At 34.8% G+C, this 23,025-nt stretch carries 23 protein-coding genes; all 23 read right to left on the reverse strand.

Translation table 11 applies throughout. The features are described from left to right. Positions 1-241: 241 nt before the first annotated feature. The 23 genes from P4V41_RS20760 to P4V41_RS20870 all read right to left on the reverse strand — a co-directional run bounded on the left by P4V41_RS20760 (position 242) and on the right by P4V41_RS20870 (position 22,687). Complete coding sequence (locus P4V41_RS20760) at positions 242-1,675, reverse strand: nicotinate phosphoribosyltransferase (protein WP_328087082.1); 1,434 nt, start codon at positions 1,673-1,675, stop codon at positions 242-244. A gap of 99 nt (positions 1,676-1,774) precedes the next feature. Beyond that, entirely contained in the window at positions 1,775-2,758 is a 984-nt protein-coding gene (locus P4V41_RS20765) for a hypothetical protein (RefSeq protein WP_328087083.1), read from the reverse strand. Between the two features lie 11 nt (positions 2,759-2,769). Further along, a complete protein-coding gene (locus P4V41_RS20770) occupies positions 2,770-4,113 on the reverse strand; it encodes a VWA domain-containing protein (protein ID WP_328087084.1) in 1,344 nt (447 codons plus the stop codon). Positions 4,114-4,257: 144 nt separating this feature from the next. Further along, entirely contained in the window at positions 4,258-5,082 is an 825-nt protein-coding gene (locus tag P4V41_RS20775; protein ID WP_328087085.1) for a hypothetical protein, read from the reverse strand. Positions 5,083-5,210: 128 nt separating this feature from the next. Then, positions 5,211-6,032: a hypothetical protein gene (locus P4V41_RS20780; RefSeq protein WP_328087086.1), complete on the reverse strand. Its 822-nt coding sequence runs from the start codon at positions 6,030-6,032 to the stop codon at positions 5,211-5,213. Between the two features lie 194 nt (positions 6,033-6,226). Continuing rightward, positions 6,227-7,033, reverse strand: coding sequence for a hypothetical protein (locus P4V41_RS20785; protein ID WP_328087088.1), 807 nt, complete (start codon positions 7,031-7,033; stop codon positions 6,227-6,229). Positions 7,034-7,039: 6 nt separating this feature from the next. Continuing rightward, a complete protein-coding gene (locus tag P4V41_RS20790; RefSeq protein ID WP_328087090.1) occupies positions 7,040-8,713 on the reverse strand; it encodes a transglutaminase-like domain-containing protein in 1,674 nt (557 codons plus the stop codon). Positions 8,714-8,739: 26 nt separating this feature from the next. Next, the gene (locus P4V41_RS20795) at positions 8,740-8,955 is read right to left on the reverse strand and encodes a hypothetical protein (protein ID WP_328087091.1); all 216 of its coding nucleotides are present in this window, start codon (positions 8,953-8,955) and stop codon (positions 8,740-8,742) included. 152 nt (positions 8,956-9,107) lie between these two features. Next, positions 9,108-9,935: a hypothetical protein gene (locus P4V41_RS20800; RefSeq protein ID WP_328087092.1), complete on the reverse strand. Its 828-nt coding sequence runs from the start codon at positions 9,933-9,935 to the stop codon at positions 9,108-9,110. Positions 9,936-10,083: 148 nt separating this feature from the next. Then, positions 10,084-11,463, reverse strand: a complete 1,380-nt coding sequence (locus tag P4V41_RS20805) for a VWA domain-containing protein (protein WP_328087094.1) — start codon at positions 11,461-11,463, stop codon at positions 10,084-10,086. Between the two features lie 114 nt (positions 11,464-11,577). Beyond that, on the reverse strand, positions 11,578-11,781 hold the full coding sequence (locus P4V41_RS20810; protein ID WP_198769385.1) for a hypothetical protein: 204 nt from the start codon (positions 11,779-11,781) through the stop codon (positions 11,578-11,580). An 11-nt stretch (positions 11,782-11,792) separates the two neighbouring features. Continuing rightward, the gene (locus tag P4V41_RS20815; protein ID WP_328087096.1) at positions 11,793-12,464 is read right to left on the reverse strand and encodes a hypothetical protein; all 672 of its coding nucleotides are present in this window, start codon (positions 12,462-12,464) and stop codon (positions 11,793-11,795) included. Further along, a complete protein-coding gene (locus P4V41_RS20820; RefSeq protein ID WP_328087097.1) occupies positions 12,461-12,871 on the reverse strand; it encodes a TadE family protein in 411 nt (136 codons plus the stop codon). Before P4V41_RS20820 ends, P4V41_RS20815 begins: the two co-directional genes overlap by 4 nt. Before the next feature lie 29 nt (positions 12,872-12,900). Next, positions 12,901-13,605: a hypothetical protein gene (locus P4V41_RS20825; protein WP_328087098.1), complete on the reverse strand. Its 705-nt coding sequence runs from the start codon at positions 13,603-13,605 to the stop codon at positions 12,901-12,903. Between the two features lie 24 nt (positions 13,606-13,629). Beyond that, entirely contained in the window at positions 13,630-14,475 is an 846-nt protein-coding gene (locus P4V41_RS20830; RefSeq protein ID WP_328087099.1) for a hypothetical protein, read from the reverse strand. 10 nt (positions 14,476-14,485) lie between these two features. Continuing rightward, positions 14,486-15,709, reverse strand: a complete 1,224-nt coding sequence (locus P4V41_RS20835; RefSeq protein ID WP_328087100.1) for a hypothetical protein — start codon at positions 15,707-15,709, stop codon at positions 14,486-14,488. A gap of 48 nt (positions 15,710-15,757) precedes the next feature. After that, positions 15,758-17,146 carry a VWA domain-containing protein gene (locus P4V41_RS20840; protein ID WP_328087102.1) on the reverse strand — a complete coding sequence of 463 codons (1,389 nt, stop codon included), beginning with the start codon at positions 17,144-17,146 and terminating at the stop codon, positions 15,758-15,760. A gap of 84 nt (positions 17,147-17,230) precedes the next feature. Next, positions 17,231-17,461, reverse strand: a complete 231-nt coding sequence (locus P4V41_RS20845) for a hypothetical protein (RefSeq protein ID WP_328087103.1) — start codon at positions 17,459-17,461, stop codon at positions 17,231-17,233. A 48-nt stretch (positions 17,462-17,509) separates the two neighbouring features. Then, positions 17,510-18,445: a type II secretion system F family protein gene (locus P4V41_RS20850; protein WP_328087104.1), complete on the reverse strand. Its 936-nt coding sequence runs from the start codon at positions 18,443-18,445 to the stop codon at positions 17,510-17,512. Positions 18,446-18,448: 3 nt separating this feature from the next. Next, positions 18,449-19,375 (reverse strand): type II secretion system F family protein, encoded by a 927-nt coding sequence (locus P4V41_RS20855; protein WP_328087105.1) that lies wholly within the window; start codon positions 19,373-19,375, stop codon positions 18,449-18,451. Beyond that, on the reverse strand, positions 19,353-20,726 hold the full coding sequence (locus tag P4V41_RS20860) for a CpaF family protein (protein ID WP_328087106.1): 1,374 nt from the start codon (positions 20,724-20,726) through the stop codon (positions 19,353-19,355). The genes P4V41_RS20855 and P4V41_RS20860 overlap by 23 nt, the downstream gene beginning before the upstream one ends. Positions 20,727-20,743: 17 nt before the next feature. Continuing rightward, positions 20,744-21,895, reverse strand: coding sequence for an AAA family ATPase (locus P4V41_RS20865; RefSeq protein WP_328087107.1), 1,152 nt, complete (start codon positions 21,893-21,895; stop codon positions 20,744-20,746). A gap of 27 nt (positions 21,896-21,922) precedes the next feature. Then, positions 21,923-22,687: an SAF domain-containing protein gene (locus tag P4V41_RS20870; protein ID WP_328087108.1), complete on the reverse strand. Its 765-nt coding sequence runs from the start codon at positions 22,685-22,687 to the stop codon at positions 21,923-21,925. Positions 22,688-23,025: the final 338 nt, after the last annotated feature.

The following is a 23,025-nucleotide window of genomic DNA, read 5'->3' on the forward strand; positions in this document are numbered from 1 at the left end:
AGTTTTCAAAGAACTTTTTTCTTTATCGCATCACTCTCTTAAAGCAGCGACAAAAACTATCTTACCACATATCTTCTTTCGAAGCAACAACTTTTTTAAAAAGTTTATGTTTGTTTTTGTCGAACGTTATGTAAGAAAAGCAACAACGTTTATTACTATATCAGCGATACGGACGCCCGTCAACGCTTTTTTAAAGATTTTATTAAAAAACCTCTTTTCGTGTCGAAAAGAGGTTTGCTCGCTATAAAGAATACTTCTCTAAAAGGTCGTTTTTCGTCTTCCATACTTGAACAGATAGATCGACAAAATACTCTTGTGGATTCAATCTACGTAAGTGTTGCGGCCAAAAAAGACCAAGCTGTTCCTGATGATAGCGCCGAATTTCTTCGAGGTTCGGAAGGTCATATACAAGCTTTCCTTCTATATAAACAGGTTGTAGCAATTCTTCGGCAGTAAAAGAAGAAACCACTTTGCTTTTGTATGTGTGCACCGGATCAAATAGTTTTATATCTTTTTTAGGAAGTACTTCTTCATCCATCGCAATGTAATCCGCTTCTGCTTTTCCGTTTGAGTTGATGATCCGGTAGACCTTTTTATATCCAGGTGTTGTGATTTTCTCTACATTAGATGATATTTTGATTGTGGGTACGAATTCTCCGTTTTCATATTTAGCTACAACTTTATAAACGCCTCCGAGTGCCGGTTGGTCTGATGCGGTAATGAGTTGCGTACCAATTCCCCAAGAAGTGATTTTTGCACCTTGTGCTTTTAAATCAGAGATCACATCGTCGTCCAAGTCGTTACTCGCTACGATTTCGACATCGGTGAGGCCCGCTTTGTCTAACATTTTACGAGCTTGAATGGATAGGTACGCTAGATCACCACTATCCAGACGAATTCCTTTAAGTGATTTACCCGCCGCTTTCATCTTTAACCCAACTTTTATGGCGTTCGGTACTCCGCTTTTTAACGTATTGTACGTATCAACCAGTAAAACGCTTTGATTAGGCAGAGCTTCTACAAATCGTTCAAACGCTTCTTCTTCTGAATCATGATCTTGAACCCACGCGTGTGCATGTGTTCCTTTTGTCGGAATACCGAATAGCTTTCCGGCGCGCATATTTGATGTTGCATTAAAGCCTGCAATATATGCGGCGCGTGCACCCCATATTGCGGCATCAGCTTCTTGGGCACGACGTGTTCCAAACTCCATCAATTGATCATCAGGAGTAACATACCGAATCCGAGCCGCTTTCGTCGCGATTAAAGTTTGATAGTTCATAAAATTAAGCAGTGCTGTTTCCAACAAGTGCGCTTCAAATACACGGCACTTTATGCGGATTAACGGCTCATTTGGAAACACGACCGTCCCTTCTTTTACAGAGAATAATTCTCCCGAAAAGTTAAAGTTCTTTAACTCTTCTAAGAAAGGTTCCTCATAGTGCTCTTCTTGTGTTCTTAAATAGTCGATATCTTCCTCTGTAAAATGAAGATGCTCCAAATAACGAATGATTCGCTCGAGTCCTGCAAATACAGCATAGCCGCTTTTGAAGGGGTTCTTTCGGAAGAAGGCTTCAAATACGCGAATATTGTTGTGCGTGCCGTTTTTCCAATGGGCGTACATCATATTAATCTGGTACTTATCTGTATGTAATGCTAAATCTTCATAGCTCATGTATGTGTCCCGCCTTTCTCTCTCTTCATTTTTCTCTATTTGGGTGGTTGTTAAACATAATAAAAGGCCCGATAACCTAGAAGATCATCGGGCTACTTTTTATTCTGAGATTGAAAGCCTCTTTTCAATCTCTTTTCTTCCATTTTGATCGACGACGTAATCACCCATAAACTTCTCGCCATTTACGCCGTATACTTCTAAGTTTGATTTCCACTGGCTTTCCGCCGGGCTCACACTCAAAACCACTTCGTATTCTTTAACATCCTTCAATTTGTTTATGCTTGAAGGTTTTTCTATGATTAACTTGTATGATCCGTCGGGATTAACATCAGCCACATCAGCTAATCCTGAGACAATATAATTCGGAATATCCAAGCTCCCTTTTAGTCTTGTTCCCTCTAACAGATTTGACTTTCCTTCTATATAAAGATATTTATCATCTTGTTGAATGTCCGGTTCGTCTAATCGAACAGTAGGTGTACCATAATCTTCAGGCTTATCCCACTCTGGCTTCTTTATTTTAGCAGAAGCATTCGATTCATCTTGAGGAATTTCAAGGGTTAAAAGAGTGATGTTCTGCTGCATATCTGATTCTTCTTGTAACCTGACAAACGGACCTTTCAATTTTTCACCGTTTTCTCCATAGTGATCTTTGATTGGTTGGTTATCGGAATGAGGATCGAATTCTATTTTCACTTCAATTAAACCTTCAGTGCTTTTTGGTATTTTTAAATCTGTTTCAAAAGTACCATCTTCACTAACCTGCACTCTATCCGAACCACCAATTAAAGTATCTTCTACACTATCCATCGTAACTAATAGGTTAGAGTTGGGAATAAGGTTCGTTTGCCCTTTAACCGTTATCAGCTTTCCTTTACGATCTGCTTCTCCTTCAAACCATACTTCATATTCACCTTGGTCTTTAGGTGCATTTGCTTTTTTATCTGTGACTTTAACGGATTCTTTTTCACTTTTACTTTCTTGTTTCTGATTTCCTTTATTGCTCGTTGATTCGTTACTACTACAACCAGAAACAATCATCACGATACTTGTAATTATTAATAAAAACTTTAATTTACTCAAGATTCAATCCCCTATTCTACTCTGGCATCTTCTGCGTATTCATCAATTAATTTAAGTACTCTGTCTGTTTCTTGATTTAATTCTTCTTGTCTAGCTTCATGTTTTTGGGAGCTGTACTCTCTAAGCGTTGTATATCGTTCTAAAAGTAGTTTGTCCAACTTTTCAAATTCTCCATCAGACATCTTTTCTTTATCGTATAGAGCCCTTTTCACAGTGCGAAGTAACTCAAATTCATCGGAAATGCTATCCAATATCTTTGAATACACTTTACCCATAGAATGACCTTTACCCGAACTACTCCAATTTACGCTTGATGAATCCATCGATGAACTCCAGTTGATGCTGGCATCGTGCATCGCCTTCGACCAGTTAGAATCAACTTCATCAAACAATTCTTTTTGAGAAGAAACCGATTGAAATTCGCCTCCACCCGCTTCTGCTACTGCTTTTAGCTGTTGCTGGCCTTCGTTATCTACATCAAAGCCGATAATGTTGACTTCTGCCTTGATATTCGACTCGTGTAACTTTTTCGCCGCTTCTACAGGATTTCCGTCACATGTCTCAATTCCATCACTCACGATGTAAATGACGTTATTTCCTTCTTTTCCTTGTAGATCCTTTTCAGCCGCTTCAATGGAAGCTGCGAGTGGTGTCCAACCTGTTGGCTTGAATTTAGAGAGAGATTGTTGGAAAGTTCCTTCATTATAAGCGCCTAAAGGGTACATAACTTCCGTACTTTCACACGAAACCTTTTTGTCTTTATCATCATTACTTCCTTTATGTCCATAGACGCGCAGCATGACGTTCGCATCATCAGGCAATCCACCTGCAAACTTCTTCAACGCTTCTTTTGCCGCCGTCATCTTATCCGTTCCTGTTACCTTTCCTGCCATACTACCACTTGCATCTAGAAGAATTGCCACATTAAGAGGACCTTCCTTCTTTTCCTCTCCGTCTTCACTTTCTTCTTGATACTTCTCATAAGCCTCTACTTCTTCAAACGTAATGTCAAAGTCCTCTAACTCCTGAAAACCCGGCTGATGATTGGCAGCGAACTCAGCAACAATTCGGTTATAGGCTTCCTCAGCCTTCATACCTTTAGGATAGTTCTTTGTGATTTTGTTTATCTCTTGATCAAGAGCATCACCTTCAAGATCTTTTACCTTCTCGTTATACTTACCCGCACCCTGTTTCACCATCTCTTCAGGATCAGTAGGCGCTTTTTCAACCGTCTCTTTTTTCGGTTCTTTTTTCTTTTCATCAGTATTTGATGCTGTTTTTTCGGTTGAGCATGCGGTTAATAGAAGAAGTAGAACGATAAAAATGACAGCAAATAAATTACTAGATTTGTTCATTTAATAACAAATTCCCTTCTTAGTAGTTTCTTTTATACCTTTTTTGCAAGAGCATGGGTATATAACCCTTGCAAATAAGAATTTAGTTGAATAAACAAATTAAAAGTTTCCAATGCTTTTTATCTATAGAAAGACAGTTCTTAATTAATTTCTAAGCTGTGACAATAATGTTTTTTCGAACAAAATATCATTTTTATCATCCGAATTTTGGTTTAATGCTTCTTGCCAATTAGAACGCTCGAAAAAAGGAATTTGATCACCTTGAGGATCTTTTTCAAAATCTATTAAACTTTTTCTTAATCCAGATTGATATTTTTCTTCCGTTAAGAATTTGAATACATCTTCAGCTTTTACTGCTATTTTTCTTTCTTCACCACTTAATTTATTCAAAACTGTACTAAGTTCTGTAGAAATGCTAACGAATTGGTTTTTCGCCCTTATCTGAATATATAGATGCTTATACTGAAGACAAGTGAATTCTTCCATTAGTGATGATATATTTTCTAACACAGTTTGATCTAAGATGCCTTCTTTCATCATTTCATTAAAGATTTTCATCGCTTCTGGCAGTATTTCTTTAATTCTTTTATAACCATTATCTAATTCTTGAATATTTTTAATAGCAATCTCAATGTCATCTTTACTTGCTGTAACAAACGGTTTAATTTCATTTAAAAGATTTATCGTATCTTTAAAAATCGCTGTCGGTTTATTACTTTCTGCTTGTCCTTGTTCATAAAGACCAAACATATACGAGTTAAATGCAATAAACATTCTATACGGAGGAATTGCTTCATCTCTGGAGGCGACATCTCCATCCTCACGTAAAACTAAATAACCTTTTGTACTATCTAATTTGTTATAGGCCGCTACGCGAAAACGAGAGTCATTACAAATAACTGTATACTTTGCTATATCTATTTTTTCTAGGAAGCGTTTATACTGTTTGAAATTTGCTTCTATTGACATAATTCATCTCCTAAAGATTTGAAAGGGTCTTTGGCGAATTCGTAGGTATTTTTGTTACTTTTTTTCACCTAGCAATCAGATTTGCTTCTATACGAGGCAAGTCCTTTGCCCCCCTAACCATTAAACAATTAGTTTCTTAACATAGACAAAGCTTCAATTTCAAAGTCTTTATTGCTCCTCTTGTTTGTGATCTCAATAAACTTAGCTTCCCAATCGTTGGATTGGTCATAAAAAACCATCTTATTTCCTTGTTCATCTACCTCAAACTGTTTTAAGTTTTCATAGATATCATCTATATATTTTTTCCCACTTAGAAAACTGAAGATATCTAATGCTTTTTTTATATTCTCTTTATCTTTCCCACTACTGTTATAGTTTTTTAATTCTTGAGTTAATGCAGTAAAATCTTCTTTCATGCTAAGTTGTAAGTATAGATTCTTATATTGTTGAATAGAAAATTCATTCATTAGATAGTCTACTTTATCTACATTTGATTTCTCTAACTCTCCTAGTTTAATCACTTCATCATATAATTTTAGTGCATCATCATGTAATGTCTTAAATCTTAAAAATCCATTATCTAGATTTGTAATTTTTGAAACAGCATTATTCACGTGAATTGAGTTAGATTGTACAAAAGGTTTAATTTTTTCTAATAAATTTATAGTGTCTTTAAATACAGCTGTAGGTTTATTCATATCCTCTCTACCTTGATAAACAATGCCTGTGAGATATGAATTAAATTTTAAGAATAAGTAATAAGGGTCTATGGCTTCATCTCTTCGGCATTCCGTTCCATTGGCTTGTAATGCTAGATATCCTTTTGCCTTGCCAAATTTATTGTATACGCAAAATTTATAGAAACTATCATGAATAACAACATTGTATTTTGCTATTTCAATAGTCTCTAAGAACCGCTTATGTTTTTTAAAATTTGCTTCAATAGCCATGACTCATCTCCTTAACAAGTAAGTACTTTCCCTTGAAGCATTATTCTCCATGCACATTATTAAAAATCTTTATTAATATGAAATAGAGAATCAAACTTAACGGTGGGACTAGCCGTATACTAATAGATATAGAAGAACATAAACACGTGTCCATCGTTTTTATTTTTTGGATAAGTGCAATTAACCACACTAAACTAATTAGATGGATTTCTTAAAGTGTTTAAAGCTGCTAGAGCATCTTCGGATTGCTCAATAATTAAATCTTTGGATATCATAATTTTGATACTCTCCATTTCATCCGATCCAATGGTTTGACTTGTTCTCATGTGGTTCTTATATGGAAAAAGTTGGACGAGGATAGGAAGTAACTTTAAATTATAAGAAAACTTTTTAGTCCAAATATATTTAAACACCCGCGCTCTATCTTCTTCTGTTTCTAACTGCACTTCATTCTGTCTAAAAGCAGACCTAACCATACTTTCATTGTATTTACGCATTTGTATACAGTCATCCATTGTGACAAGTTCTAAATCATTCGTTTTTGAAGCCAACTCAAAACTTTTTCCTACTACAAACTCTATATTTTTCTGTTCTTTAATAATCTCATCTGCACATTCTTTGAAATTGGTAAGGCTATTAATAACCTCTTGTGGTGCTTGTTGATGAATAGTTGAAGACAGTTTCGTTAAAATTCGGCATAGCTTTTGATAGCGTTGTAAAGTACCACTTTCAACCCATTCAAGTCCAAATTTAGTAATATTTTCAAATGAAGTGTTATAAACCACTCCGTATACAAAAGCTTTTTTTACTTGATTAATAGTTAAAACCGCTCCATCTTCTCTTACTATTAACTGTCCTCGTTTAGGGGAGAATTTAAAATAATAGTATCTATCGCCTTCAATATCTAGTAAGGAAGGAAAAACATGAATTTGTTTATTATTCTCCTGAAATCCTTTGGCAATATTTAATATATGGTCCGGCAAACTCTTAATTGTTATCATTAATTCTTAAAATTCCACCTCTTTTTTGGTATGTGTTTTCTGAAACTCTGCTGGTTTTGGATCAAAGTATTCCATGGTGAACTTTGGAACGAACTTGTTGTTCTGCAGATAACCTGATCCCCATGTTGGATCCATCGTTAACCAGCGTCCGTCGACCTTTGTCTCTACCCACGCATGATTCTGCCCAGCAAACCCTGTTACCATCTGCGCTTCCATACCACTTGCACGTAAAAGAGCAATCGCTAAATACGCAAAGTCCTGACAAACGCCTTCTTTTTCGTCCAACGTTTTTAACGCACTGTCATCAAACTCAAACGTACGATTGTTTAGCTTGTCTACGTCATAGCTCACGTTTTTTGCGACATACTCGTATACTGCTAGTGCTTTTTCTTTGTCGGTCTTTTTATTTTTTGTTAGTTGCGCTGCTAATTTCTTAATCTCAGGAGCATCCGACTGAATACCTCTAGATGGTAAGGTAAATCGTTGATCACTCGTGTTTGTATTCTCAACTGCGAAATTTGCTACACCAACAAAGTACTGCATGTATCCATTAGTTTTTTGAAATTCTGGTGCCATTATGGACACATCGTACTTCCCAGGTCCAAAACGTAGGAAAAACTCTCCGTCAAACTTATTGTTCTTAACTGGGATTGCGTACATCGCTTTAAGGTCGTCTTTCTCTGTCTGAACGAAAACGACATTCGTCTTGTTCGCATCCTCACCTTTTGGATCAATACTTCCTTTAATCTTGTATGTCAGATCCGCTTTCTCACCGCCTACTTCTGGCGTCTCAAGCTTAAAGCCTTTTTCTTCGTAAGCAGAGGAATACTTCACAGGTTCAAAGGATTCACCAGATAAATTCTTTACATATAAGTGAGCCGCATCCGTAAAAAAGTCGGTCGATCCTTCTTTAGGCGTCATAATCTGTACCTCATGAACACCCGCACCATAATAAAGAGGGATTTTATGTGCGAACTTCCCATTCTCAACCGGAATCATAATTTTAGTAGATTCACTTTCTTTCTTAAGCTCAACCATGAGCTGTTCAACACTGGAATCAGCAACGTCACCCTCTATCTCAAAAGACCCATCTCTTTCCATATACCCATTTATGGAATTTTTTAACTTTAAATCATATTCAAATGCGTTCTTCGTATAAGCAATATCTCTCTTGACCTCAGGGTTTACGTTCTCTACATCAAATGAGGCAATATCGTAATAGTAATCTTCCGCCGAATCGCTCGGTACACTCACTTTGACAGAATAATTCCCCTTCCCATTAAACAGCTGAATCTTCTGTTCAAACTTACCTTCTTTTAAAGGAGCGTAATAGCTGAAGTCCCGACCGTTCGGCCCATCTTCATCACTTCTTACTTTGATCCATACATGGTCTGACTTGAAACTGTTATACTTTTTCGCCTTCCCTTTAATGAGTACCGTTGAGTTTGCCGTAAACTCTTTGTACTTAGGACTGGATAACGTTGCTTCCACTTCTTCTGCGTATGGAAGAAGTTCTAGTTTCTCTAATTTGTCCTCATTGTTCGCTTTTTCAGCAAGTGTCGTGTACTTGTCTTTTTTCTCTTCTTGTTCAGGTTTGGCAGATGGGATTTGGTCTGATGTACAGGCGGTTAGTGTCAAAACCATGAGAAGCAGAAGAGAATTGGTTAGTTTGTTTTTCATTTGTTGCACTCCTTTGTTAAATATTTTTACCTAATACGTTTCATACTTTCTTCTTTTCTTTCAAGAAGTCCCAAATGGTTTCTTCTAACACTCGGAAGCGCGACAGCAATTGGTACCAAACCATAAAAAAGGGATGTATAACCTTGTTTAAAGAGGTAAAAGGAAAGCGGCATTATTGCCCCATAAAATACAATAAAGATATACAGATAGTTCTTTTTCCATCTATCTACTTTGCTGATCACTTTTCACACTCCTATTTCATTTCTTCTATTTTGTTGTTAAAAAGAAAAGAGATGGGATTTCCATCTCTTTTGCAAATCCTATAGGGTAATAATTATTACGAATTTAGTTTGAAATAGTTTCTAATTACGTAACTTGGCATCAAACCTGCAAATTAATTCCTTAGCATGGTGAGGATATCATTTTTAAAGTTGTTTTCCATCTTTTCATTGATATTTGAAATAAGCTTCTCTTTCCAATGTTCATGATGTTCGGTATAAAAAGAGGTTTGTTTTCCATGAATATTAGTTTCAAATTCAATTATACTTTTCTTTAAATTGGTCTGGTATTCATCTTCAACCAAATACCTTAACAGTTTTTGCATTTCTTTGATTTGTTTTTTTTCCTGGTAATCTTTAATATCCTTATGGCCTATCTTGAGAATTGCTGCATATGTTTCTTTTAATCCAATTTGCAGATATAGGTGTTCATATTGTCTTTCAGTGAATTCCGTCATTAAGTCAGAAATTCGATTTACAACTTCTTCATCTAAAATGCTCTTTGCCTTTACTTCAATATTAAATACTCGTTTAACCTCTTCGTAAATTTCTCTTAGTCTATTAAACCCTTTATCCAATTTCTCTAATACAAAAGTAACATGTGTTACCTTATCTTTCATTCTTTGGTTCATGGTTAAAGAATTGTGCAATATTTTTATGGTGTCTTGAAATGCCCCTGTAGGTTTATTTATCTCTTCTAATCCAACAGTTGTAAAACTAAGCATATACGAATTAAATATCATAAACATTTTAAAAGGCTGTATTGATTGTTGTCTTGCACATACACTTCCATCTTTATTTAAAATTAAGTACCCTTTTGTTATTCCAAATTTAAAATAACCTATCACACTATAATATTTATCTTTATAAGCAATTAAATAATTCGTCTTATCGATTGTTTCTAGAAATTTTTTGTATTTTTTCACGTTATTATCTGTTGTCATTTCCTCTCCTTAAAAGATCCTATTTCCTAGAATTAACTATTAGGTTTTTTATTTTGCTCCTTTTCACGAATGCTGTGTATATGATTTTTCTTCATCATAGGCAGACCTAAAGTAATTCCGAACAAGGTAAAAAGGAAATCCCTCACCCCTAAGAATTAGACTTTTTATTTTCCATCTTCTTTAATTCTTCTTGAACTTTTTTTAGATTATCTTCATTTATAGACTCCAACTGCTTTTTATTGTCTCGTCTATATTGCTTCATTCTTTCAAAACGTTCTATTCGTTTATCATCTAAATATCTCCAACTCTTTTTACTAATTTTCCCCTCATCCCTTAAATGTCTGATGGTATATCGATAATTATTATTTTCTCTTAAATATGCTTCAGCAAAGTCATTAGAGAATGAGAGAATATCAAATTCTTGATCAAAATACTGACTCTTGGCTTCCCTGTTCGCGCCTTCTTTCCATTCTTCCCAAGACTCTGCCATTTTTTTTGCTTTATCAAGTTGCTCAGTTAATTGTTCACCATTGTTAACAGAGGAGTAAGTCCCATTTGATGCATCAGCAATTTGCATAAGCTGTTTTTGTCCTTCATGATCAATATCAAAGCCAAGAATATTTACAATCGGCTGAATATTAGAGCCTGCAAGTAATTTTCCTGCATCAACAGGGTCATCATCACAAGTTGCAATTCCATCACTAACCAGATATATAATGTTGGTACTTGTTTTACTATCATACTTACTCAAGTCTTTTTGAGATTCATTTAACGCTAACGCAATAGGAGTCCAACCTGCTGGCTGAAACTTGTCTAATGATGCATTAAAGCTCTCATTATTATACTTTTGCATAGAATAAACCAATTCAGAGCTACCGCATGAAAGTACTTTGTCTGCGTCACTTCCGCTTCCTTTATGCCCGTACACACGTAGCGCAACATTTGCACCTTCAGGCAGGTTAGAGGCAAAATCTTTAATTGATTCTTTTGCAAGCTCCATTTTAGTTCTATTACCTATTTTCCCACCCATACTTCCACTTGCATCTAAGATAATTTCAACATTTAAATTTTCTTTAAAATGATATCTTTCATCTTCTAGTTCTGGATTCCCAAAAGATTGTACTTTAATATCCTCTAGAACTTTATCTGGACTTGGATATTCTTCATGGTATAGAGCAACCATGTTTGCCCAATATTTATACAATACTTCTTCATTCGTATTATCTGTGAGTTTCGGAAATTCGTTAAATGTCTTAAGTACCCTTTTTTTATCTTCATCTGAAGCTCTAAAATTAAGTCCAGCAAACCTTCCGACTGGATAATTCAAAACTTCATCTAAGCTTTTAGACGGTTCTGGAACATCTTTTAATTTATTTACCTCATTTTTATTTCTTTTATTCATTGTGCTTTTTTCTTCGTTACTCTTTGAACTATCCTGTTGGTGTTCAGCTTCTTCTTGATTGTTACAGGCAACTAGAATAATAGAGAATAGAGTTATTACTAGAAAGATATTTAATTTCTTATACATAAGCAGTTATAAATCCCTCCCATAGAGCAGATTACAAAACAAAATAAGCAGAATTACAATAAAATTACGATTAAATTCCAAAAAAAAGAGATGACAATTTTCTCATCCCTCTGTTTAAACGTTCTGTTCTTTTTCTCGTATGCTATTGATATGGTTCTTCTTCATAAATGGTAAACCTATAGCTATTGGAAACATAGCAATCGGGAACCCTTCTTCTCCACCAAGCCACATAAGTAGATTATAAGGAACATAAATTCCGTATACGAAGATATATAGAGCGATATAAATACGTCGCCATTTTTTTTCACTTTTTGACATACTGTTCCCCCCTAATTAAGCTCAATCGTAATATCAGACCAACCATCTAAATATTCAAAAAAGGAAATTTCAGGACCCGTTCCAGTTTGGTTAATATCTCTTTGATCATCAGGGATAAAACTATCAAACTTTAGTGCTTTATATTTCGAAGATGTTTTAACCGTTATCTGTGATTCATCCATGAAAACGATCTCGGAATTGGCTACCGTCCCTTTATTGCTAGAAATAACTTCGCTTACTTCATATTTCAGACTTTCAATGGTTTGACTACTAGTGAGATTCTCTATGAGTATGTCGTTTAAGATTTTAGTGTCAATTCCATTTCCAGATAACTCTTCACTTAACACTTCATCTACTGCTTTAATATGTGCTTCATTTTGATTAAGGTCTGAATATTGTTCCTGACGTTTGTTAATTCTCTCACTTAGACTTTCTCCTTCAAGAATTTCCTTACCGTTTGCAATGAGCGTCATTTCATATTCATCAATCGCCTCATCTACTTCTTCGTAAACAATTGAAGTAGCTGCCAAGCTAGCTTGCTGAGCATTCGTTGAAGCTTGTTCTTTTATTGAGAAAACTTTTACGAAATTCGTAAGGAATAGAAACATAATAATCATAACGCTCATTAAACCAAGGGTCAGAAGTGCAATATTACCTTTTTCATTTGAAAACTGCTTACTCATTTTATCACCCTGCTGCTAACGTCAACATCAATTGGAATAGTGGGTGTTCCTCCGCTAAAAAGCTCAGAAGGTAAAAATACCAATTCTAAATCTACCCCTACTGAAGAGATGAATTGTTTATCTGAACCCGATGAAATAAAGGTTCTACTATTATTAAGTTTGATACTATCACCCGTTGCATCCACAATCTTACTTGCAGCAGATGCAGCTTCAGCTTGGTTTTCAGTCGTTGAATAAACTTTGGCTGCTTCGTTTGCAGCAGATTGAGCAGTTATCAAGGCGTAAGCACCTATAAGAAATTGCCAGAGCATGACCATTAATAAAAAAACAAAAGGAATCATTGCCAAAAACTCAATACTAGCAGAACCTTTTTCATTTGTTTTTTGTTTTAAATAAGATATGATCATGTTTCTTCCACTCCGTAAATGTATTTATATTATTTTTTTACTACGATATTTGCTGGTGGTAAATGGTCTCTCCATTTGATAACACAAAATGTGACCATAATCGCCAATAACGGCAACATAATTACATTTAAAAGAATCTGACTTACCGTTGCAGCTCCAAAATTATTCGTGATTAGAGAAACACCATACAATGCGATTAATCCAATAATCATTTCAACGATACTTACTAAAGCTATTATTCCACCTAATTTAAAGAAGTTTTTCTTAGCTAACTTCATAGCACTTTTCCAAGATTTTCGTGCTGGCTTGTCATCTAACACTGATATATAGGGAGTTAGGAATAAAAACACCATAAGAATTAAACCTGGAATGATGAAAAGAGTAAAACCTAAAAGTACTAGAACACAGTATACAATGCCGAATAAATACAATGAAAAACTGTGCTTTAAAAACGACAAGTAAGCACTTTTGACTCTCTTTTCTTCTCCTTCTAAATCGGATTGTACGAATTTAATGAAGGGAAGTTGTCCTACAATAAGAAACAGTAAGGTGAAGAATCCATTTACTAGGTCTGCAAATGTGGTATCGTTAAAGATTGCAGATGTTGTTAGATAAATGTAGTTCATCAAATAAAAATGCAGAATTAGTAATGGTAATACAATTGTTATAGACAGTAACAGCAGGTATTCAACATTTTTTGTATAGAATCGAAAACCTTCTTTTATTGGACTCATATTCAACCTCCCAACCATGTTATTTTATTTGAAGTTTCTTAAATTATGTTTTATATTATTTTCAAATATGTGATTTGCCCTCTTATAAAACATTTCTTTATATTCTTCTAAACCTTTCTCGCCTTGAGATAAAGTGATCTTGTTACCATATTCATCCTTTTCAAAGGTGGATTGAGATTTATTCACATCAATTACTGCTCTTTCTGCTGAGAATAATTTCAAATGCGACAAGAGCTGATTAATTTCTTTTCTTTCAGACTCATTAACTTGTGCTAACTCTTCCAGGATAATTCTTGCTTTCTTTATTCCTTCTAATTGGGCCCTACCTTGACTATACATAATTTGATAATGTTTAATATTAAGCTCCATCATTCTTTCTACATTTTCCTTTAAAAGGCATTTACTATCTAATACACTTTTTTCAATAGCCTGCATTTCTTTTAGAATGATAATAAGCTTTTCTGGAAAATCGATTATTTCATCTAGTATAGTTTTTAATTCATTTGTTTCAGACTTTATTTTCTCAAAAACTTTAAAAAGTCTATTTTCCGCTTCTGTTATCAAAATTTTTATTTCTTGTAAGACTGATACCGGTTTTCTTATATCAGGTACCATTTGATCAATTGCTTCAGACATAATTCTATTAAAAGTGTAAATCATTTTGAAAGCATTAATCACTTCATGTTTGGTGGAATTATTTTTTTCTGTTAAAATTGCTACACCACTAATCTTATTAAATCGCTTGTAACTTACATAATAGTAACTAGTATTTGCTTCGCAATAACAGTAAGGGTAAATATCAATATTTTCAAATATTTTCTTATATTCATTTGCTTTACTTTTTATATTATTCAAGTCCATGTTTTCCATTATTCCCACCTCAACTAAACCAAGATGATACTGATTTAACTATTGATCCTGCCTTTTCCTTAGCAGATGAAATGGCATCACCAATTTTCTTTATTCCTTTTTCTGCAGATTTGTATATTTCTTTACGATTTACAACTGCTTTTGTAATAGTTCCCGCAGCCCATAAAGTGGCTCCAGCTATAAACAACCCTGTTGCAACAGGAGCTCCTACTCCTGTTCCTCCAGCAATTACTGAGGCACTCATTAAGGTATCTCCTAAACTTTGAGCTGTATCTCCTCCAGCTAGCCATCTGTCTTTCGCATTATCTGCAGTAAAAAGCTTCCCGATATTTTTTCCAGTCTCATAAGCAGAATAACCTGCACTTACAGCAGCTACACCTACATTCAGTTTTGAAATAGGTGTGAAATGAGTACCTTGCAAACCTTTTTTGATATCATCAATTGATTCTAAATTCCTTAAATCATCAGCATTACCAAGACTTTGTAACGTACTTCTTTCGTCCAATGCTGTTTTTAAAGCATCCCTATAAGAATTTAGTTCCTTAATTTTTTTTGCTGTTTCTACAGATTTTAACCCTAGGTCAACCCCATCACCAATTGTTTCTCCCAGCACATCACCTTTTACACCTAATTTATAGGTGGAAAACATCATATGTGCCATTAATCCCCTATTGTTGTTATAGTCAGTAAAAACGTCCATAGGGTTCTGTAGGTTATTCCCTTCCATATACTCAAAGGTTTTACCTAATACATCATTATGAAGATATTTATTGACATCATACAACGATGGACCAGATGGTTCTTCCGGATCATTTCCATCTTGTTCGTTGTTCTTATCCTCAGATTTTTCACTGCCTCCAGATTCAGATTCTTTATCTGGATTATTTGAGTCATTTGAGTTGTTAGGATCGTCTGGATTCGATGGATCGCTGCCATCTGGAGTTGATGGATCATTACCATCTGGAGTTGATTTATCTCCATCAGGAGAGTTTCCTCCATTAGGTGAATTCCCACCATTGGATTCACCTGGTTCAGCATCCCAGTCGCTTACTGAATCCTCCCAGCTATCGACGGAGTCTCCCCATTGTTGGATGTCATCTCCCCATGGTTGAATGTTATCTCCCCAACTTCCTACAGCATAAACAGCTGTAGGAGCAACACTGAGAAAGATAATAAAATATGCAGCTAAGCCAGCTAAGAACGGTATTACCTTTCTTCTTTTAAATCTTTTCACCAGTTTCTACTCCTTTCTTTTTATATTTAATGACTGACTTAGATGTATTTATTTTTGTTTGTATTTTTCTTCAATAGATTTTTTCATTTCTTCATACGTTTTATCATTGATAGACTCCAGGTAACTTACGACTTCATCTTGCGAGTCATCCGTTAAATATTTTTGATCATCTTTTTTATTGCCCAAATAATCTTTAATATCCCTAGTAATAATCTTTTCATTGTACAAATATCTTAAGGCAGAAATTAAATTACTGTTTTGTTTTTCTCTTTTTCCTCCCCAATCATTAGAGAAAGCTAAGATCATAAAATTACGATCTACTTTGATTGCGTCTAAATCATTAAGAGAATCTCTTTTCCATCGATCCCATTTTTCCGCAATATCTTGAGCAGATTTAAACTGTTCACTTAACCCTTTTTGATCGTTTACATTTGTATAGATTCCAGCGCTCGCATTTGCAACGCTTCTTAATTGTTCTTGTCCTTTAGCATCAACATCAAAGCCAATTACATTAACAATTGGTTTGATATTGGAATCTGCTAAACTCTTAGCTTCTTGTACGGGATCACCGCCACATGTATTTATTCCGTCACTGACAAGGAAGATAATATTAGTATTTTTTTTCCCATCGTATTTAGCCATATCTTCTTTTGCCTTACTTAATGCTAAGGTTATAGGAGTCCAACCAGCTGGTTTAAATTTATTAAGCGCACCCTCAAAATCACTTTCCTCATAATTTTGCATAGCATACACAATATCACTGCTCTCACATGAGAGTTTTTTGTCCTGGTCAGAGCCTGTCCCCTTATGCCCATATACACGAAGAGCAACATTTGCACCTTCTGGTAAAGAAGAAGCAAATTTAGTTATAGATTCTTTAGCTAGTTCCATCTTTGTTTTTCCGCCAATTTTTCCATTCATGCTTCCACTCGCATCAAGTACAATCTCCACATTTAAATTCTCTTTAAATTGAAAACGAGAATCTTCAATTTCAGGACTTCCAAAAGATTCGATTTTCCATTTTTCAAGAACTGTTTGAGGGTCAATGTAATCCTCGTGGAATAAATATAATAAATTGTTCCAAAATAGTTCCTTTTCTTTTTCAGAAGCTGTATCGGATATTTTAGGTAGTTTCTCTAAATCTTCATATACTTTTTTCTTTTCTTCTTCAGGTAGTAAGTCAAAAGTTATACCTGCATACTTACCCTCTGGATATTCAATAAGTTCGTTGGTAGAAGTTGATGATTTTGGTATATTTTCTTTTAATCCTTTTAAATCATTATTTTTTGTATCATGTATATCTTTTGATGAATTGTTTTCATTACTTTTCAATGCTGAATTAGAGCTTTCTTTAGAAGACTCATCATTAGAACAGGAGATTAAACACACTATTAGGATTGTTGTTATTATCAATTTAATTTGCTGGTTCACTTTCATAGTTTGTTCTCCCTTTTATGTATTTTTAATTTTTAATAATAGAATAGTAACGTTCAAATGAACGTTACTATTCTATTAAATAAATTATTCCGTTTTACCAACTTCATCAATAAAACCACTGAACTTTTCAAAGAACTCACTACCAATTTCTGATTCTTTCATAACTTTTGAAATAAGACCAGTAATAATTACTACAATTGCAGCTATAGCAATCCACTCAAGCGATTGTGATCCTCTTTCGTTTTTCACTGTTTCTAAGTATCCTTTAACAGTGTTATCAACCTTTACGTAAGTACTTAACATGATGTTTTTCATAATAATATCCTCCTAGTTTTTTTATATTAACTTTGCAATGCAAAGATCTTACCCAAAGACGCTAGCGATACCCCCATCATTAAATAACATGTTTAGTATCATTAAACCAGCTATCATAATGATTGCTGTTGGGGCTACAACAAATGTTGTAATAAGAGTTACTTTTGGCGATGCTTTAGCCGCCTTTTCTTTTGCTAATTCTTTTCGGATAATTCTCATATCTTCCGCTTGTAATTTAAAGGTAGTTGCTATTGGGACACCTAATTTAACACCCTGTATTAGAGATTTAATTAGCGATTGAAATTCAGGATTATCGTTTCGTTTAAGCAGATCACGATAAGCCTCCTCTCTAGGTACACCCAAGCTTATCTCTTGGTTGAACCTAGAAAACTCTTCATGAAGAGGACCACTAAAATATTTAACTACTTCTCGAAGCGTTTGATCTAAACTAACTCCAGCTCTTAAACTAACACTTACTGTATCTAGAAAATCAGGTAAATCATAGCGTAGTTCATCTTGACGTTTTTTTGCTTTATTCTTTAAGGCCATGATTGTCCCAAAATAACCTAACAATGGTAATAGAGTTACACCAAATTGAGATAAAGGGAATCCAATAATGATTCCTACAAAACCTGCAACGAACCCAACAATTGTGAAAAATATCTTTATACCTTGAAAGCGCTCTACCGTTAAATCATAAGGATAACCCGCTTTTCTTAACCAATTTTCAACTTCATGTTTTTCACTAAAAAAATTAATCCTTTGTCCTAGTGCAGAGAAATCATCACCAAACTTAAAAACTTTCGTTAATAACTTTGTAGATGATTTTTCTTTTTTCTTGAAGTGAAGTCTACTTATTTCAGTAACATCTTGAATATGAGTAATTAACTTTTTCTTCTCTTGCGAAAACACAAACCAATTCCTTAGGGCCATCCCAAAAAAGAACCAAAATAGTAAGACCAATAAAATAATTGAAGTATCCATTAACTACACCCTTATGTTGGTTACCTTTCTTACAAGATAAAAAGTTAATATAGTTCCAAGAACGAACAATACCGATATAATAGCCCCTGGCACGGTAGTAATAGGTTTCAAGAAATCATCCACAATAGTATTCATAACTAAAATCAAAAATATGGGTAGAGCTGGTAAAATATATGAAATAAATCTTTGCTCTGCAGTCATTGTTTTGATAGTTTGATTAAGTACTTTTCGTTCTTCAAGCGTATGGGCCATTTCGTCCAAGATCGCATGTAGGTTGCCACCCGCTCTTTTTTGAATAAGTAGGGTAGCTATGAATAACTTAAAGTCTCTTGAAGGTACTCTTTTTTGAAAACTTACTAGGGCCTTTTCGAAATCCACACCTAACCTTAGTTCATTGGCAAGACGTTTAAATTCTGAACCAGCAGGATTTGCCACTTCATGTGCAACAAGTTCGACACCTTGGTTAATTGTCATACCTGCTCTAGTTGAATTCCCTAGAAGGCGACATACTTCAGACAGCTGTCCTTCAAAACGTTGTTGATATTTATTTTTCCTAATTGCGAACAATGAATAGTATGAAATTACAACAAAAGCAGCAGCTATGATTATGTTTAAAGGTACTTTAATACTGAACATCGTGTTAGATAATATGGCAATCGTCATTCCACCTAAAATCAACATTCCGTAAAATTCAGATGGCGTTAAAGATACATTGGCTTGCTGCAACTTTTCATGCATTTTACTTGCTAGTGGAGATCGATCGAATTTATCTCCCAATACAACAAAATAGCTTTTTCTTTTATTTGGAGTACCATATATGGTCTCGGCTTGTCTTTTCCATTCTCTTTTATGTGTCCTGTAACCTAAAAAGCTATAGATTGCCCAGATTGCCAAAAGAACGGATAGGCTAGAAAGAGCGGCTATAATCATGCAGCATCCCTCCCTGGGTCTGAAAAATTTCTTCAGAAAGATTAACACCAAAAACCTTTAATCGCTCCAAGCATTTTGGAACTATTCCCGTTGGGGTAAAGTAACCTTCCACATCCCCATTTGAATTCATTCCAGTCTTTTTATAAATAAAAATATCGTTCACGTGTACTTTTCCATCCTCATCGGTAAACACTTCTGCTATGGAAACAATCTTACGTTTCCCGTCTGTAAGTCGTTCACCTTGAACAATAAAGTCTAGAGCTCCTACGATATATTCACGAATTACACTTGCGGGCAAGTCCATTCCTGCCATAATTACCATACCTTCAACTCTTCCCAAAGCGTCTCTGGGTGAGTTAGCATGGACAGTTGTAAGAGAACCTTCATGACCTGTATTCATCGCCTGGAGCATATCGAACGCTTCAGGTCCACGAACTTCTCCTACTATAATTCGATCGGGACGCATACGCAGGGAGTTTTTAACGAGTTGTCTAATTGAAATTTCACCCGATCCCTCAACGTTTGCTGGTCGTGCTTCCATTCCTACTACGTTAGGTCGATTTAGCCTAAGTTCAGCTGAATCTTCAATAGTGATTACCCTTTCGCCTGATGGAATGGATCGCGCAACGGCGTTTAGCAAAGTCGTTTTCCCGCTTCCTGTTCCTCCAGAGATAAGAATATTTAATTTTGCGGTTACTATCGCCTCAAGGAACTTGGACATATCATCTGACATAGATCCGAAACTGATTAAATCTTCCATCATTAGTGGTTCTTTACGAAATTTACGTATTGAAACTAATGTACCTCTTAAACTAACAGGAGGAATTACAGCATTGACACGGCTACCATCGTGAAGCCTTGCATCAACCATTGGTGAACTTTCATCTATTCTTCGTCCTAGTGGTGCAACTACACGATCAATAATGTGTCTTACATGAGATTCATCCTTGAATTTAAGACTAGTTAACTCTAATCTACCGTTTTTCTCAATATAAACCTCATTGTGTCCATTTATTAGAATCTCTGTAATGTCAGGATCGTTTAACAGTGATTCTAAAGGACCAAAACCTACTGATTCATCTATCAACCGAGTAAGTAATTTTTCTTTATCGCTTCTCGGTATAACAACTCTTTCTTCTAACATAAACTGACTGATGATTCTCTCTATCGCCAGTCTCATTTCGCCTCGCGATAAGCTAGTAATCTGATCTAGATTTGATTCATTTAACAATCTAGCTTTATAGTGCTCTAATAGTTCATCTATATATGGATTAGCATAGGAGGAATAATCTTGCACTTGATCGTTGTTGTCGTTTACTTCAATGAAACTTTTTCTACTGAACAGCGACATTAATTAAACCTCCTTTATTAATTCAAAGTGTTGGCAACCCATTTTTTCAAATCTTTTGCAGCACTCGTAATTTTCTTTTCATTTGGCTGTTTTCTAATCGGTGTACTGTTGTTGATCAAAGGTTGAATCCCTTTAAAATCTCTCGAGATTTCAGCAGCCACAGGCTTTTCAATGAGCTGTTTAAAATCGGAAACACTTAATTCGTTATCTCTTCCAACTTGGTTAAAAACAAGCTCAAGCCTGTTTTCTGTATTAACGCTTAACCGATTAAATAATTCTTCTGCGCTTTTAAATACTCTTAACGAAGGTGTATCTAAATTCATTACATAATAGATTAGATCAGATTCTTCTAGTGCAGTTAAACTCACTTCATTCATATAAGCTGGCAAATCAATAATGACGTAATCATAAGAAAGCCTGCATGTTCGAATTAGCCTAGAAATAAATTCTTCGTTTATAATCTCAGCAGATTCTGCATCCCTAGGGCTCATGAGTACTTCTAGGTTAGAATGTGTTTCTTTTTGTGTAACATTTTTTATATGACTTTCATTTAACTCTTCAATTACCGGCTTTAAATCAACAATTGTCCGATTTCCATCTAATCCCAAAAAGGCTTCAGCTCCTCCAAATTGGAGGTTTAAATCAATAAATAGGACTTGAGCAGTGGAATCTAACTTTAAAGTTTGGCTGTAACCTGTCGATAAAAAGGTTGTACCACTACCACCTTTACCGCTATAGAATGAGATAACCTGACCTCTTCCCTTTTTAAAACTTTGTTGTACACCATCTTGTCTTTTGCGATTATTCTCGATAAATCGTTCTGTCTTTTTAATGGATTCCTTAAATAACTCCAGTTCATCTGGTAAAACAAAGAAATCAATAGCTCCTACTCTAATTACTTCACGTAACAACATAAAGTCTGGAGCATCTGACACAAACAAAATACTTAACGAAGAATTAATAGCATGAAGACTCTGAACTAGTTCTACACCTTGTTCAGAGTTAGATCTAGCAACAATTGCAATTTCAGGATCTAACCTGGCAATTTCTTTTGCTGCATCGAACGGTTCAATGACTTCAACATTTTGATATTCTTTTAAACCATCTAATATTTGTTTCTTTAATAAAGTATCTTCTGTTATCACGATTAAAGATTTTGGTTTACTCATAATGTCCTCCACCGATAAATCCTTGTATTATTCTTTTTTACTAGGTTGTGGTGCTGGTTGTGCAGGTGGCTTTTCTGTGGGTTTAGCTGATGGTTTTGTTGGTTGAGCAGGTGGTGTGCTTGCAGGTTTTTCTTGAGTTGCTTCTTTTTGATCATTTTCCTGTGGTTTCTTCTTTTCCCCTTGCCCAACATTTGCTTTTAAGATCCTTACACTATCTGCGTAGTTTTGCACATGGATTAATTTAGGAGCGTCTTCTATAGGAACCTCTAACGCAACTCCTTTAAACGATTTGTTTTCACCTCTAGCAACCATGGCTACTGGTACATCACTCATAAATAATTCTGTTTTTGGCTGACCATCAACTTTTTGAGAAACGATAATATCAACTCGGTCCAAATCATTTAGCTCTTGATCAAATCTGACTTTTTCAGAAGCTATCATAGATATAAGTCTATTATTTTGATTTTGTAATGTTGAAACATCCTTCAACATGTTTTTCATAATGATGTCATCCGGAGTTAACGGAACGACTGAAACCTTATTAATTAAATTTTTTTTGTTTGTGATGTGTGAATCGGTTACATATTTATTAGGGATTTCAATAGCCTTGACCTGATCAGGTTTAATTAAGGCTCTTGATGGAATCTCAGCGCTAGCAACATATACAGATGTTGTGTCACCTAATTGATTGTTGAGTGCTTTAACTTTTTGTAGAAATATTACTCCAGCTAGTAAGGCTAATAACAAAGAAAGACTAATAAAGATAATGGCTCTTCGTTTCGACTCCAACATTAAAAAATTTACCTCTCTCTCGACGAATTACTATTTTATAATACAAATGTCATATCCTGATAAATGGCTATGCCAAAACTATCACATATTTCCCAACAGCGTCAACCTCCAAAAAACCTTTGTGTACAAAGGTTTTATCTCATTTTTAATACCTTCTTACTAACGGGAAATAAACTTCGACTCCTTTCGACAATTTCTACAAACTGTTATCTTAGGAATATAATCATACATAAATTACAATTTAACCCATCTTTACTAAAAACTTATTACCTCAAAACTTACTGATTTAAACCCTAAAGTGCTTTATAATCACAATTTAGGTCAATAAGACCTATAGT

Source organism: Fictibacillus nanhaiensis, assembly GCF_036213205.1.
Classification (GTDB): domain Bacteria; phylum Bacillota; class Bacilli; order Bacillales; family Fictibacillaceae; genus Fictibacillus; species Fictibacillus nanhaiensis_E.

What these genes read in the sequence shown, in the direction of transcription:
- P4V41_RS20760 (WP_328087082.1), bottom strand. Translation starts at nt 1,675, where the DNA reads ATGAGCTATGAAGATTTAGCATTACATACAGATAAGTACCAGATTAAT.
- P4V41_RS20770 (WP_328087084.1), bottom strand. Translation starts at nt 4,113, where the DNA reads ATGAACAAATCTAGTAATTTATTTGCTGTCATTTTTATCGTTCTACTT.
- P4V41_RS20775 (WP_328087085.1), bottom strand. Translation starts at nt 5,082, where the DNA reads ATGTCAATAGAAGCAAATTTCAAACAGTATAAACGCTTCCTAGAAAAA.
- P4V41_RS20780 (WP_328087086.1), bottom strand. Translation starts at nt 6,032, where the DNA reads ATGGCTATTGAAGCAAATTTTAAAAAACATAAGCGGTTCTTAGAGACT.
- P4V41_RS20785 (WP_328087088.1), bottom strand. Translation starts at nt 7,033, where the DNA reads ATGATAACAATTAAGAGTTTGCCGGACCATATATTAAATATTGCCAAA.
- P4V41_RS20790 (WP_328087090.1), bottom strand. Translation starts at nt 8,713, where the DNA reads ATGAAAAACAAACTAACCAATTCTCTTCTGCTTCTCATGGTTTTGACA.
- P4V41_RS20800 (WP_328087092.1), bottom strand. Translation starts at nt 9,935, where the DNA reads ATGACAACAGATAATAACGTGAAAAAATACAAAAAATTTCTAGAAACA.
- P4V41_RS20805 (WP_328087094.1), bottom strand. Translation starts at nt 11,463, where the DNA reads ATGTATAAGAAATTAAATATCTTTCTAGTAATAACTCTATTCTCTATT.
- P4V41_RS20810 (WP_198769385.1), bottom strand. Translation starts at nt 11,781, where the DNA reads ATGTCAAAAAGTGAAAAAAAATGGCGACGTATTTATATCGCTCTATAT.
- P4V41_RS20815 (WP_328087096.1), bottom strand. Translation starts at nt 12,464, where the DNA reads ATGAGTAAGCAGTTTTCAAATGAAAAAGGTAATATTGCACTTCTGACC.
- P4V41_RS20820 (WP_328087097.1), bottom strand. Translation starts at nt 12,871, where the DNA reads ATGATCATATCTTATTTAAAACAAAAAACAAATGAAAAAGGTTCTGCT.
- P4V41_RS20825 (WP_328087098.1), bottom strand. Translation starts at nt 13,605, where the DNA reads ATGAGTCCAATAAAAGAAGGTTTTCGATTCTATACAAAAAATGTTGAA.
- P4V41_RS20830 (WP_328087099.1), bottom strand. Translation starts at nt 14,475, where the DNA reads ATGGAAAACATGGACTTGAATAATATAAAAAGTAAAGCAAATGAATAT.
- P4V41_RS20840 (WP_328087102.1), bottom strand. Translation starts at nt 17,146, where the DNA reads ATGAAAGTGAACCAGCAAATTAAATTGATAATAACAACAATCCTAATA.
- P4V41_RS20845 (WP_328087103.1), bottom strand. Translation starts at nt 17,461, where the DNA reads ATGAAAAACATCATGTTAAGTACTTACGTAAAGGTTGATAACACTGTT.
- P4V41_RS20850 (WP_328087104.1), bottom strand. Translation starts at nt 18,445, where the DNA reads ATGGATACTTCAATTATTTTATTGGTCTTACTATTTTGGTTCTTTTTT.
- P4V41_RS20855 (WP_328087105.1), bottom strand. Translation starts at nt 19,375, where the DNA reads ATGATTATAGCCGCTCTTTCTAGCCTATCCGTTCTTTTGGCAATCTGG.
- P4V41_RS20860 (WP_328087106.1), bottom strand. Translation starts at nt 20,726, where the DNA reads ATGTCGCTGTTCAGTAGAAAAAGTTTCATTGAAGTAAACGACAACAAC.
- P4V41_RS20865 (WP_328087107.1), bottom strand. Translation starts at nt 21,895, where the DNA reads ATGAGTAAACCAAAATCTTTAATCGTGATAACAGAAGATACTTTATTA.
- P4V41_RS20870 (WP_328087108.1), bottom strand. Translation starts at nt 22,687, where the DNA reads ATGTTGGAGTCGAAACGAAGAGCCATTATCTTTATTAGTCTTTCTTTG.